This window comes from Flavobacteriales bacterium (assembly GCA_020435415.1).
Classification (GTDB): domain Bacteria; phylum Bacteroidota; class Bacteroidia; order JACJYZ01; family JACJYZ01; genus JACJYZ01.
The window spans coordinates 1-14738 of sequence record JAGQZQ010000083.1 but is presented as its reverse complement, the minus strand read 5'-3'; the positions used below and the strand labels follow the sequence as shown (position 1 = coordinate 14738).

The 14738-nt window shown below is 46.8% G+C and carries 9 protein-coding genes; 5 read left to right on the top strand and 4 right to left on the bottom strand.

Annotated features, from left to right (window positions below):
* The first annotated feature begins 85 nt into the window (after positions 1–85).
* The 4 genes from KDD36_11990 (at position 86) to KDD36_11975 (ending at position 8378) form a co-directional block, all read left to right on the top strand.
* The gene (locus KDD36_11990) at positions 86–664 is read left to right on the top strand and encodes a hypothetical protein (protein ID MCB0397372.1); all 579 of its coding nucleotides are present in this window, start codon (positions 86–88) and stop codon (positions 662–664) included.
* Positions 665–961: 297 nt separating this feature from the next.
* On the top strand, positions 962–1390 hold the full coding sequence (locus tag KDD36_11985) for a hypothetical protein (protein ID MCB0397371.1): 429 nt from the start codon (positions 962–964) through the stop codon (positions 1388–1390).
* A gap of 315 nt (positions 1391–1705) precedes the next feature.
* Positions 1706–5638 carry a PKD domain-containing protein gene (locus tag KDD36_11980; GenBank protein ID MCB0397370.1) on the top strand — a complete coding sequence of 1311 codons (3933 nt, stop codon included), beginning with the start codon at positions 1706–1708 and terminating at the stop codon, positions 5636–5638.
* Between the two features lie 436 nt (positions 5639–6074).
* Entirely contained in the window at positions 6075–8378 is a 2304-nt protein-coding gene (locus KDD36_11975; protein MCB0397369.1) for a PKD domain-containing protein, read from the top strand.
* Between the two features lie 98 nt (positions 8379–8476).
* On the opposite strand, the gene KDD36_11970 is transcribed toward KDD36_11975, so the two are convergent.
* Both KDD36_11970 and KDD36_11965 read right to left on the bottom strand, forming a co-directional pair.
* Entirely contained in the window at positions 8477–9961 is a 1485-nt protein-coding gene (locus KDD36_11970; GenBank protein MCB0397368.1) for a hypothetical protein, read from the bottom strand.
* Between the two features lie 153 nt (positions 9962–10114).
* Entirely contained in the window at positions 10115–11608 is a 1494-nt protein-coding gene (locus tag KDD36_11965) for a T9SS type A sorting domain-containing protein (protein MCB0397367.1), read from the bottom strand.
* Positions 11609–11784: 176 nt separating this feature from the next.
* On the opposite strand from KDD36_11965, the gene KDD36_11960 reads away from it, so the two are divergent.
* A complete protein-coding gene (locus KDD36_11960) occupies positions 11785–12462 on the top strand; it encodes a DUF4412 domain-containing protein (GenBank protein MCB0397366.1) in 678 nt (225 codons plus the stop codon).
* 48 nt (positions 12463–12510) lie between these two features.
* On the opposite strand, the gene KDD36_11955 is transcribed toward KDD36_11960, so the two are convergent.
* Positions 12511–12924: a LytTR family transcriptional regulator gene (locus KDD36_11955; GenBank protein ID MCB0397365.1), complete on the bottom strand. Its 414-nt coding sequence runs from the start codon at positions 12922–12924 to the stop codon at positions 12511–12513.
* Positions 12905–14518, bottom strand: coding sequence for a hypothetical protein (locus tag KDD36_11950; GenBank protein ID MCB0397364.1), 1614 nt, complete (start codon positions 14516–14518; stop codon positions 12905–12907). Before KDD36_11950 ends, KDD36_11955 begins: the two co-directional genes overlap by 20 nt.
* Between the last annotated feature and the right edge of the window lie 220 nt (positions 14519–14738).

The following is a 14738-nucleotide window of genomic DNA, read 5'->3' as shown; positions in this document are numbered from 1 at the left end:
CATTACACTGATTCCGGAAAGGTAAGGCCACAAAGCCTTTTCAGCAAATCAGGCTGATCTATTGCATAATTTGGGTTAATTCGATATGATAAAGTTTATTGCAGTTTTAGTTTTGATTGAGCTAGTGGGTTGTGGGCTTAAAGCCAAGTTTACTGAAGCAGAGAGGGCGTGCCTGCCAAATTTCAAAGAAGGTCAAGTGCTTGTGTTTAAGAATACTCTGGGAGATACCATAATATATCAAATTACATCAGTGCACAATTATTTCCCAAAATACAATCCAATCGAATTACATGGCATGTATAGACCTGAAGTCTATCATGCTAGTATAAAGTTGTTATCTCCCATAGAGTCGGATTTTTTCGAAAAGGATATGACGCTTTTTCATGCTGTGAAAAATAACCGTGATGAGCCAGCTCAAATGACGGTTCATTTAAATTTTGGTGCTTATGAACTTCCTCAAGTTTGTAATACCCAACATGAACTTCCCCTTCAACCAGATTCTTCTCATAAGAAAAATGAAAATTTAATTCTGAAAAACATATATGATTGGGATTTAAATAGACGTCAGGATGAAGCAAAAATGATTTACTGGGATCAAGTTCATGGTATTGTAAAATACGAATGTTTTAATGGAAGTGTGTGGGAGCGCGTATGGCAGGATTAAAAGAGAAGAGTTTATAATCTACGTTGATGGAAACCATTTATTAATAGGTTGTGTATTTTTCAAAATGGTATTGATATATGAAAATGGAATTAATGATAACTGGTTTTGTTGGAGCTTTTGTCCTATCAACGTTGTTTGCTAATGCTCAGAATGGAACCATCAACACTATGTCTTTGATACATTAAAGATATAGTACAATCTACCGGTCAGGATTCAACCAAAAACGTCCTGCTATCTCGGATTTATAATCTGTATCTCATACAATAGCGTTTTGATATTTTAGTTGAGCAATAAAAAATGGAAAAGAAAGATAAACTACGAATTTTGGTTCCCGTCTTCATGCTGGCAGCATCATTCGTGTATGGCCAGAATGATACGATAGAAGCGCCTCCTTCCGATACTCCGGAACATACCAGGCAATCTGCTATTCAGGACTCAACCAAAAGTGTCACAGAACAAATTGCCATGTACCGCCAAAAGGCAAAAAAACAGAAAACCACCGGAACTGTTTTTCTGGTGCTTGCCGGAGTTTTCACTGGTATATCTGCGGGTATACCCGGTGATTTACCGATGAGACAGGCGAGCCCGGATCAGAAAGCCGCGAAAGTCGCTTTTGGCCTGAGTGCAGCAGTATCTACCCTGATCTCATTGATGTTTTATGATACCGCCCGGGAGACCCGGAAGAAAGCAGATGCATTACTATCACCCAATCCCCAAGAGGAATGAATAATGTTTCCCCATACTCACCCATAATATGCATCACTTCCATCTTACACCAAAAGAAGACCCGAACAAAATTTAACGACTATCGGAATACCTGTCACAACGCCTGTCCATTTTTTCACTACCCTGAAATCCAACTTTTCGACTTCATTTTTTTGAAAGGCATTCTCAAAATTTTAACAAAGAAATAGCAACGGCTTGTTGACACCTTCACGGACATCAAGTAAATTCGGCCATCTCCGAAATAATGACGGATCAACCCAATCACTGATCGGTGATCCGCAACCCAAAAATGATCATCGTAAAAACCATTACGTTATGAGAACTTTTCCTAATCTGAATAAAGCCCTTGCCGGGATATTCACAACCCTTATGTTGTGTATGGGCTTTTCGTCGTTCGCACAAAATCCCAATAAAGATTGCAAGATCAAACCAAAATTTGACTTCAGCATTGACAGCTGCAAGGTCAACTTTCATGACCAGAGCATGGCCCTTGCCGGAAGCACCATTATTAGTTGGTACTGGAACTTCGGAGATGGTACAAACTCTAATGTTCAACACCCGACCCATGCGTATGCTGCTCCGGGTGTCTATACAGTCTGCTTAACCATCGTAGGTCAAAATAAAAATGGAAACCTCTGCAAAGAGCAGGTGTGCAGGGATATCAAAATACGCGACTGCGGGCCCGCTCCACCGTGCAAGCTTAAAGTCAAGTACAAATCAAAGGTCAATTGTCTGACTGCATCATTTGCAGACTTCAGTTTGTCCGGCGCAGGAACTACCATCACTAACTGGTACTGGGATTTCGGCGATGGAAACACCTCTACTCTCCAAAACCCCACACACACCTACGCAAGCGGTGGCACCTATAATGTGTGCCTGACCATAGTTGGTGTCAACGCGAATGGCGTTCGCTGCAAAGATCAATTGTGCTTACCGGTCACCGTTCGGGATTGCGGCAACAATAAACCATGTAAAATAAAACCACTGTTTATCTATCGTGACAGTTGCCTGTTCGTGCAATTCCAGGATCTTAGCCTGAGTGGCGCAGGTACCACCATCACCAATTGGTACTGGGATTTCGGCGACGGGAATACTTCCACCATGCAAAGCCCGGCGCACACTTATACCGGTGCAGGCACATATACCGTTTGCTTGACCATTGTGGGAACCCGCCCGAACGGAACACAATGCAAGGATCAAATATGTCGTAAAGTAACCGTAAAGGATTGCGGAAACGACCCATGCACAGTGCAATCGAGATTCATATTCAAGGACAGTTGCCTCTTCGTTCAATTCTCAGATGTGAGCGTCGGAGGACCCGGCACCACCATCACCAACTGGTACTGGGACTTTGGCGATGGAAGCACATCTGTTCTTCAAAATCCATCTCACACCTTCGCAGCACCCGGCACCTACAATGTATGCCTTGTGGTTGTTGGCGTGAATGCACAAGGATTCCCATGCAAAGATCAGATATGCTTACCTGTCACGGTGAAAGACTGTGGCGGTGAGCCATGCGCCGTTTATCCAAGATTCCAGTTCAGCGACAGTTGTCTGACCGTAAACTTTATCGACTTCAGTGCGGCTGGTGCAGGAACAAACATCACAACCTGGTTCTGGGACTTCGGGGATGGAAACACTTCCAACCTACAAAACCCAACACACACCTACGCAGCGTCAGGCACTTACACCGTTTGCCTCACCATCGTTGGTGTGGCAGCGGATGGAACAGAATGCAGAGATCAGATCTGTATTGATGTGACCGTAAAGGATTGCGGTGGTGAACCTTGTGCCGTATTCCCACGATTCCAGTTCAGTGATAGTTATCTGACCGCACAGTTCCTTGACTTCAGTGCGGCAGGTCCGGGTACGAACATCACCACTTGGTTCTGGAACTTCGGTGATGGAAACACCTCCAATCTGCAAAGCCCATCACATACGTATGCAGCATCCGGCACATATACCGTTTGTCTCACCATCGTTGGTGTAGCTGCCGATGGAACAGAATGTAAAGACCTGCTTTGCATTGATGTGACGGTGAAAGACTGCGGTGGCGAGCCTTGTGCCGTGTTCCCGCGATTCCAGTTCGGTGACAGCTGCCTGACCGTGCAGTTCCTTGACTTCAGTACGGCAGATCCGGGTACCACCATCACCAGCTGGCTGTGGAACTTCGGTGATGGAAGTACATCCAACCTGCAAAACCCGAATCACACTTATCCGGCATCAGGAATGTATACTGCATGCCTGACCGTGGTGGGGGTCAATGCAGATGGAACCACTTGCAGAGACAGTTTATGCCTGAGGGTGGATGTGGAAGATTGCGGTGGCGAACCCTGCGCCGTATTCCCACGATTCCAGTTCAGCGATAGTTGTCTGACCGTAAACTTTATCGACTTCAGCGCGGCAGGTCCGGGTACCACCATTACCAGCTGGGATTGGAGCTTCGGCGATGGAAGTACTTCCAACCTGCAGAACCCGGCACACACTTATCCGGCTTCCGGAACTTATACAGTGTGCCTCATGGCAACAGGTGTGACCGCAGATGGCACACAATGCAGGGATAGCATATGTATGCAGGTCATCGTGAAGGATTGTGGTGAGCCCTGCCTCGTCTTCTCAAGATTCCAGTACACTGATTCATGCCTGGCCGTTGTATTCTTTGACCTGAGCAGTGCAGGTCCGGGCACCAGCATTACCAACTGGAACTGGAGCTTTGGAGATGGGAACTCTTCCAACACCCAGAACCCTGTGCATGTTTACGGAGCACCTGGCACATATACTGCATGTCTTGTTGTGACGGGTGTAACAGCAGATGGTAATGCGTGTCGCGATACAACATGCCTCAGTGTGACTGTCAAGGATTGCGGCGGTGAACCCTGTTCGGTGGTACCGCGTTTCCAGGTCACCGACAGCTGTCTGACTGTAAACTTCCACGACCTGAGTACGGCAGGACCCGGTACCGCCATCACCGGTTGGCTGTGGAATTTTGGAGATGGAAATACATCCAACCTTCAGAATGTAAGTCATACTTATCCGGGGCCCGGCGCTTATCAGGCATGTTTAACGGTCGTTGGTGTAAACGTGGACGGAACCACATGCCGGGACAGCCTGTGCGTCGTGATCCAGGTACAGGATTGCAACAATAATCCTTGCGGACTACAGCCGGCCTTCCTGCACAAGGATACCTGTCTGACAGTTCAATTTCAGGACATCACAACCGTATCTCCCGGCTCCAACATTACCAGCTGGTATTGGGACTTCGGGGATGGGAACAATTCAACAACCCAGCATCCTTTACATACCTACGATTCCGCAGGAACCTATACGGTATGCCTGTACATTCGCGCGGTCAATGCAAACAACCTGGGTTGTGAAGAGGTGGTGTGCTTCGATATCACGGTGATCGATTGCGGACTGGAACCCTGCACCATCAACTCAGACTTCCAGTACCGGGATTCATGCCTGGTGTACCTGTTCACCGACTTCAGTACAGCAGGTCCTGGCACGACCATCACCAGCTGGAACTGGAACTTCGGAGATGGCACCACCTCAAATCTTCAAAACCCGGTGCATTTGTACACCACCCCGGGCGCCTATACCGTTTGCCTGCAGACAAATGGTGTGAATGTAGATGGATCGCAATGCTCCAGCGGAAGATGTCAGGATATCATCGTGAAGGATTGTGGCGGAGATTCTTGTGCGATATTCCCGCAGTTTACCCATAATGATACCTGCCTTGTTGTTCACTTTATTGATCAGAGTGCAGCAGGCGCCGGTACGACCATCGTAGGCTGGTCATGGGATTTCGGTGACGGAACTACGTCTAACTTGCAAAACCCGGTGCATACCTATACAAGTTCGGGCATGCATACCATTTGCCTGGAAGTAGCGGGAATCAATGCCAATGGAACACCTTGCAGAGATGTGGTATGTAGTAATTCCCTGGTGGTATCCTGCAGACAAAAGACGGATGGAAAATCCAATGCTACCGGCCATTTATCCGGACTGAAAGTGATGCCGAATCCGGCAAGTCATACCGCCCGTATCGGCTTCGAGATGTCGGAGGGAGGACAAGCCAATGTCACAGTGTATGACATGCAAGGAAAGGTATTGACCGTCATCCGGGATGGTTACCTCAATGCCGGTGTTCATCAACTTGAATGGAATGTTGATGTTCCACCGGGCGTCTACCTGGTTGTTGTTAAGACAGATTCATCGGTTGACCACGAACAGGTGATCATCAGATGATCTGAATAAATATCAACCCCCATGCAAAAAGGCTGTCTCGATGATGAGGCAGCCTTTTTGTTTTTAATCAATGGCAGATTTTAGTCATCAGATAAACTTTCTGCTTCCTAATCTGACCACCATCATAATTTGAACAGAATGAAAATTACATTCATTTACAACTCACTAACAAATATTCTATTATAAAAAATCAGCAACCCAAAATCAGGTGTTTAACTCCAATATAATGCATCAATCAGATGCATATTTCCCATGATCTATTCATTGTTTTGATTGACACGTATGCGGTGATTTACTAAGTTGTGATCTGATTACCCTTTCACCTGCAATTATCCCGCAGGCACTTACCCGATTCAAACCCATATTATACTCCCCGGCAGGGTTTGGTATTGGAGCATTTGTAAACATTGTTTAACCATTCTAAATCCTCTTCACGATGAAAAACAATTTCACGCGCTCAAAGCTATATGCTGGTGTGTGTGCCGTTTTGGTACTGTGTATGTCATATACAGTCAATGCGCAAAGCAAGCACAAGCGATGTCGACTCTATCCAAGAATAGAGGTAACCGTCGACAGCTGTTCAGTAGACTTTAAGGATGCCAGCACCGCCGGAACCGGCACAACCATCACCGGATGGCTGTGGGACTTCGGAGATGGCAATACGTCCACCGCCCAGAATCCATCCTATACTTATCCAATGGGTGGTTCGTACAAGGTACTTCTGACCATCACCGGATTAGGGCCGGACAGTACGGTATGTGAAAGAACGGTGTGCAAGCGCATCAAGCTCAAAGGTTGTGGAAACGACTGCTATGCACGCCCATACTTCTCCTACCGCGACAGCTGTCTGACAGCCAGTTTCCGTGACCTGAGTTATGACGGACACGGAACGGAGATCACCGACTGGTCCTGGGACTTCGGTGATGGCGGCACCTCCAACCTTGAGGACCCGCAACACGTGTATGGCGCCGAAGGCACCTATACCGTATGTCTAACGGTTACTGCCATGAATACGGACAGCAGCACATGCACAAGGATTTATTGTAAGGATGTTCGTGTCAAGGATTGCAGCAATGCACCCTGTCGCGTTAAACCTTATTTCAAGTATCACCGGGATACCTGCATGACCTACAGTTTTGCCGGACATGTTGAATCCATCCCCGGAACCACCATCACCGGCTGGTCATGGAGCTTCGGAGACGGCGGCACTTCTAACCTGCAAAACCCAACCCATACCTATACCACACCAGGCGTCTATAATAATGTATGCCTCACGGTGACCGCAGTTGGTGGTGATGGTTCTCAATGTGAAAGAACCTACTGCAGAAGAATTGAGGTCAGGGATTGCGGAAACGATGCATGTAAGGTACGTCCGGCCTTTTATTATCGTGACAGCTGCCTGACTGCACAGTTTAACGATCACAGCTATGCAAGCTCCGGAACAACCATCACAGGATGGGACTGGGATTTCGGTGATGGCACTACATCCAACCTTGAGGACCCACAACATGTGTACGGTGCTGAAGGCATTTACGATGTATGCCTGACCGTTACTGCCATGAACCCGGACAGCACTACTTGCTCACGGATTTACTGCAAACGTGTGGAAGTCAAAGATTGCAGCAATGCGCCATGTCGTACCAAACCTTATTTCAAGTACAATAAGGACACATGTCTTACCTTCAGCTTTAACGGTTATGCTGAAACTGCCGACGGCACAACCATCACCGGTTGGCTGTGGAACTTCGGTGACGGCACTTCTTCAACATTGCAAAACCCAACCCATACCTATACCACACCAGGTGTTTATAATAATGTATGCCTGACGGTAACTGCGGTAGGTGGTGATGGCTCGCAATGTGAGAAGACCTATTGCAGAACCGTTGAAGTCAGAGACTGTGGAAACGATCATTGCAATGTACGTCCCGCATTTACCCACAGGGATAGCTGCCTTGCAGTTAGCTTCTACGATTACAGCGATGCCTACTACGGCTCAAACGTGATCGGTTGGGATTGGAGCTTCGGAGATGGAAGCAACTCTAACCTCGAAGATCCGCAACACACATACGCTGCCGAAGGTGCATATGATGTATGTCTTACCGTTACGGTCATGAACAAGGACAGTTCAACTTGCACAAGAATCTACTGCAAGCGGGTAGAAGTTGATGATTGCAGTGATGCACCCTGCCACGTACGATCCTATTTCAAATACGATCGTGATACATGTCAGGTGATGAACTTCTATGATGAGAGCTATGCATGGCCGGGTACCACAATCACAGGCTGGTCTTGGGATTTTGGTGATGGTGACTCTTCAGGCACCCAGAACCCGACCCATACTTACCAGGATGGTGGCAAGTATACCGTCTGCCTAACTGTGAGCGGAGTAGCACCGGATGGAACGGTGTGCAGCAAACGGGAATGCAGAAGGGTTTACGTTCCCGACTGTGCACCAAAACAGCTCGAATCTATGGCTGCACCTGAACAGGTGTCCGGAATCACCATCGTACCAAACCCTGCCATACATAATGCCCGCATCGGTTTTGTGATGGAGGAAGAAGGACAAGCCAATGTCACCGTGTACGACTTGCAGGGTAAATCAGTCGCCGTTATTCACGACGGTTACATGGATGCAGGTTCGCATCAGGTGGAATGGTCCATTGGTGTGCCACCGGGCGTTTACATGGTAATCGTTCGCACCGGGTCTTCGGTAAGCCACCAGCGGGTGGTGGTTCGATAGTACCGATCCGTATATAACCCCCATTGCAGAAAGGCTGTCTCATCTGAGGCAGCCTTTTTGTTTTGATCGATATAGGTTTGTGCCACGCCCGGAATACATCAACGACCTGCCAACCGGTACTTTGCAACATCACATCCACCCAGTTTGAAAGCTTTACCTTCCTTTACCAGGGTGCGTGAGAACTGTATTAAAGTATCAGGGAGCGACTCCATCCACATATCCCTGACCACATAAATATTTTCACGCTTGAAAACTTCATCCACCAGATCTGCATTTCGAACGATGGCCTGATCATGCGGCGTTGCCACCATCTTGTCAGGATTGACACAGGAAATGATATAGGAATTCCAGTAATCCGCTATGATACCGGATTCATCCAATGTTTCGAACTCACGGGAATACGCGACCCTCGGCTTAAGGGTGCCGGGCCAGATCTGTCCGATGTTATATGGTGCACTTACTCCACCTATCAATGCTACCAAAAGAACAGCTCCGTTCATCCATGCATTCATTGCCTTTCCTGAAGTGCTTGTTTGATCCAGCAATATCAACACAGCCATTGACAACGAAACATAGGTACATGTAAAGTAGCGTCTTGGAACACCGTTCAGGAATGTCCACTCGGAGCTAAGGATCAACAACAGCATGACAGATGCCTCCAGAAAGAAGAAGATCAGCCAGGGTTTTGACTCTTCCCTTATATGTATCTGCTTTCTGAAGATTACACCGATGAACAGCAAAGCAGCCACAAGCCAAACATACAGACTGGTGAGTGGTTCATTCGCCTGAAAACATAACAGGTCAACCATGCTTTCCAGGAAGATACGTACTGTCTGTACAATTTGTGAAGGACCGCTGAATGTGCCATAAGCAAGCTGTTGCGGCGCGGTGCTTTTGGCAAAGGTGATAAGAAAATACCCCAGGATGATCCCGGCAAACAGGTACCATATGGCTGCACCTTTGAGCACCTGTGCACGCCAGTCTTCCCTTCTCAACATAAAATACCCGTGCACCGCAACAAACACTCCGATGGTGATCAAGGCCATATCCGAGACCCAAACCGCCAGAATGAATACCAGGATTGTTCCCAGCCATCGTAAATGGTCTTTCATTTTTGGGTGACTGAGGTCAATGCCACGAAAGAGATAACACGAGATAGCCAGCAAGCTGTAATGAATTCCAAAGGAAAACTGGATATGATCGATCATTCTGAGTGGTGGGAAAAACCACACAACAGCAAGGATCAGTTTTGACGCCGGCTTTTGCAGAAAGGACGCGAAGGCCAGATAGCCGGCCAGCAGGATTCCATAATGCACCACAGATTCCGTGGCCAGGGCGGAGACCCCCAACCCGTGGTGCAGTGGTTGCCCAAGTAATGGTATGAGACTACCCATGCGGTCCTGCAGCCAGAAGTACAGATCATCCGGCCACTGGAAATAGTGGATCATTAAAATGGTCACCGCATTATCGGAATTCAGCAATGGATAATACAACGCCGAATACATCCTGAATGAAACAACAAACAGGAGGACAATGCAGGCATAAAGACCTACATGGTGCCAGGAAAGTGAACGGCTGTTCATTCCGCCAAGTTAGAAGAATAAAAGATATGGATTGAGTAATCCTTCATCGGCAGATGTATTGAAATAACGAGATGCGTAAAACTTATCTGCGCTTCAAAATGTTGTCAGAATGTTGAATGCATCAGATACAGGAAAACCTTCGATATCGTGGATTTACTTTATCACCAACTTCACCCTTCCAACAAAACCGCCATCTCCCTTCACCTCCACCACGTACACCCCGGCAGGCATATCCTCCCGTTCAATGATGATGTTGTTCGGATCGGTAACAGACATCTCGCGGAGCAGCTGACCGTTCATGGAAAATATCCTCCAGGCGTTAACAACAGGATCATTCCCTGGAAAAAATAATCTGGACGAAGCACCCATAGGATTCGGAAAAAGGACCGGATGATCAGACGTCTTCTCCTCCGGAATCCCGACGGTGGAACAATCCGTGCTGTCAAAACTGATCGCCACATCCGTTGAAGTCATCTGCACCGGCGTAACGGAAAAAAACTGAAACGTACTGACCAGCGAATCCACGATCGTGTCGGTGATAAAATTCAACCCTGAAATACTGATAGGCTTATAAGGCACTGCGGAGCTTCCATTCAGTTCAACGCGGATCAGGTTGAAATCGGTATTCGACCAGGCAGTGTCGGTCGTCGGGTTATCCGGACTGGAGCCACCCATGAGAATACTTTCGGAACTGACAGACAGTTCTCCGAAAGTGGTGATCTCGTTTTCGTAACGGTTGGCCCACATCACCGTACCTGTGGCATCTAAACGGTAAGCACTGTAATAATTGGTCCATCCGGAGGTGTCCTGGATATCACTTTGTCCTCCCATGATGATGCCGTTTCCATCTGCGGTCAACGCTATGTCCTGTTGATAAATAGGTCCGTTGCGATCGTAGTATTTGCTCCAGAGAATCCCCCCACTTCCATCCACAGACAACAGGAATGCACGGTTCTGAGCGGATATGCCGCTCACCAGGTACTGGTCCGGAACAGGTTCCAGGATCTGATAGCCGGACGTCTTTACCTGCTGGTTGTACGTTTTGATCCAGACCGTCCCTCCGTTCTTATCCGCCCGGATCAAACACGGTTTGGAATCGACATTTTGTTTTGCAATGCCCCAGGCGATGTAGCCCCCGTCACTTGTTGACTTCATCGCTGTAACATTCACCGTGGTCAGATCCGATCCGAAGGACGAATAGTAGGACTGACGGTAGATCACATTCAGGTTTCCATCCAGCCGGTAGATAGAGCTTCCTGCAACAAACAAACCGTTATCATTGGTCTTGCTGATCATCAGCTGCTGAGGCATACCAATACTTTTCACCACATTACCGCCGGTATCCAGTTTCATGATGCCGTAATTTGGACTCACATTGATGGGCCCCATCAGCATAAAGTGGTCATCGTCCATCAACACCGCGCGATAATCTGTAGTACCACCCGCCTTTTGTGTTTCAATCATTTTCGCCCAGATGGTATTCCCCGCTGTATCCGTTTTGATGATATATGCACCCCCACCCTTCCATGAAAAACTTTTGGAGCTTCCATACAGATAAATGCTGCGGTGATCCCGCATGATGCCGTTCTGATATTCCGCATCGCAACCTCCCCAGAAATTATCGGATATGCCGGGCGTCTGACCCATGGTCAGAACTGGCAACAAGAAAAATACACAAAGCCTTTTAATGTAATGATAACCTGTCATGTGCGCCCGTAATAATACAAAACAAAGGCGATACGGTAAAGCAAAAAGCGGATGACCAATTATAATTAAGGATGCATATTTTCGCTACATTGCTTTTCCATTTAAAAACAAAAACAATGATCAAATCCTCCGTTATCAGATCAGGCAACCTGTTATGCCTGGCATTGTTTACATGGTTGCTATCTGCACCATTCACATTATCCGCACAGGATACCTTCAAGGGTTCTTTAACCTATTCCATCAATTACATCGATCTGCCTGAAGAAGTTGCAGGGATGAGCAGCGTGCTTCCTAAAGAAATGAAGATGACCTTCAGCGGGGAAATGAGCAGGCTGGAACAAAATGTTTTGGGCGGAAGCCAGGTGGTCGTCACCAACAATGCAGAAGGAACCGGTTTTGTATTAATGGATATGATGGGGCAGAAAACAGCCATCAAACTTTCCGCTGAAGAACTCCTGAAAGAGAAGCAGAAAACCAATGATCAGAAGGTAGAATATGTGAATGAAAAGAAAACCATTGCCGGATATCCTTGCCAGAAAGCCCTTATTACTGATGCTGAATCCGGTACCACAAATGTCATATGGTACACCAAAGCTCTGAACATCACCAAACACCGTGATTACACAGAGTTGGATGGCTTCCCGCTCGAATTTGAAACCAACCAGGATGGTATGCATATGGTCATGAAGGTCACGAAGGTTGCAGAACATGAGGTTGAAGATGCATTATTTCAAATCCCGAAGGGCTACCAGGTGATGACCATGGATGAATTGCAGAATATGACCGGGAAGTAAAGGCCAGCTCCACCCCGGGTTTCCCCGGATTATTGCCATGACAACCAACTAAAGCTGAAGGCGGGTAAGCCTGTTCAACAATTCATTTTTTCGGCGCCGGGAGACTTCTATGTTCTGTCCGTCGCTCATCAATACATATCCCCCATTCCCCTTGATGTATTTCACTACATGGATCAGGTTTATCAGATGGGAATTATGTACACGTAAAAAGTTCAGATCAGACAGCATGTCATCGTATTCCTTTAGTATTTTTGAAACAACCAACCTGGTCCCATTGCTTAGCAGAATCTCTGTATAACTTTCCATGGCGGTACACCTGACAATCTCATCTACATGAACCATTTGTAACCCATCAAAAGTGGGTACCGCGATCTTGACGGATTTTCCCTTTGCCTGCAGATTGGACAAGAGGAGTTGAAAGTCCGGTGCCTGAAAAGATGCTTCAGACTTCCGATGTTTCATCTTCTCCACGGCTGGCCATCCACATCACGTTGTGCCTTCCTTCAGCAAATTCAACAACGCGTGCGGATAATTCGTGTTCATGATGATCTCCTTCATATTGGAAACCTTCATCTTTGCTATAGGTGTAAACCCCGTTGATGGTACAAACCCAGATGGTCCCTTCTTTATCCTCAAACAAATTATCCGCGTAGTAAGGTATATAAGGAACCAACAATCTTTCGTTCCGCCCCAATGAGTCCATCTCAATCATGGTCCGGTATTTTATCGATATCAAATGGCCATCCCGTGAACGTATCATTCTCTTGATCCCACACTCCGGAGAAATGTTCAGAACATTTCGTTCCGGGGAAAATGTATATCCGGTCAGGCCGGTTTCAACATATAACCTTCGGTCTTCAATGTTTAAAATATCCGTAACCTCATTCCAGTCTGTATAAGTTTCCTTCACCCTTTCCGGCATAACCATGCGGACGCTTTTACCCTGAAGAACACCTATCTCCCCACTCAGGTGGCCGGTAATCACATAGTTCCGGAATCGATTCATGCGACTGATACTACTTGGCGTCAAGCCATCCTCGGGTGTATAATACCTAAAGTTCCTGTGTGGTATGTAGTATATACCATGCCCTTTTGTACACATCCATAATTCATCTTCCGCATCCAGGAAGATCTTTGTGATCACCTTCCTGTCGAACTTTTCGAACCAATCCGTTGAACTTTGCAGATCCCGCTGAAAGGTTCTCATGCCATGAAATGTTCCCGCATAAACATGCGACGAATCCGCCAATAAGGTAATAATGCTATCATCACATTTCTTCAACGAGATAATCCCATTGCGGTTAAACACGAACAAAACATTATTAACGGAAGCCAGATAATCCGAACCCAACCTTTTAACTACACAACGCCCGGGTCCGAAGAAGTTTTCCATTCCGGTTTCGATGGTGTATGCTTCCTTACCCTGGACATATACATTCAGAAGCAGCTTATTGTAGGAAGCACCGCCATACAAGATCCCACCGGTATGCGTTTCATACAAATACGCACCATCGTTCTTAACTTGAATGGTGTCCACCTGTCTTTCCGGTCCGGGGCCTATTCTGACCGGAAAGTGGAGGGAGGTCCCCATCCATATGGTATCATGCTCATCTATATACATGGAAGTGGTGATGGCATTCTGCAAGGTCTTTGTCAATGCGTCATTGGTGGCGATGGTATGAATGCGGTGATCCTCATAACTGAAGTAGGACAACTTACCCAGTGACGACCGGAACCAGATATGATGATGATGGTCTTCATATGCTCCGAAAATTGTGTTGTCCGTCAGACCGTCTTCCGTCGTAAAGTTCGTGAAGCTGTATCCATCGTACCAACTCACACCCATATCGGTAACAAACCACATAAATCCTCTGGAATCCTGGATCATTTCGTAAACCTCGGATGAAGGAAGGCCATCCTTCACATTCAGATTCTGAAATTGATAGAATTGGGCCATGGTATGCAGTGGCAGCCATGAAAAGACCAATACAAACAATGCGGTAAAAGTCCTGCAAGAGTGTGCACCGATGCAACGTTCTCCTTTATTCTCCGACATGAAATCTCAAAATTCGTAAGCCATGGTCTTTAACAGAAGTCGTCCGGGGTAACACATGCGGTCGGATGTTGCAATTGAAGTGCATTTATGACTATTTCGGGTTTAGTCAAAATTAATCCAAACTATGAAATAGAAAATTTTCCATTGCATAGCGATTAAGAAAATCAACCTTTTCGGCCCGTACTTCGTGCATCCGAAAAGTGATTTTCTAAATCGGGAT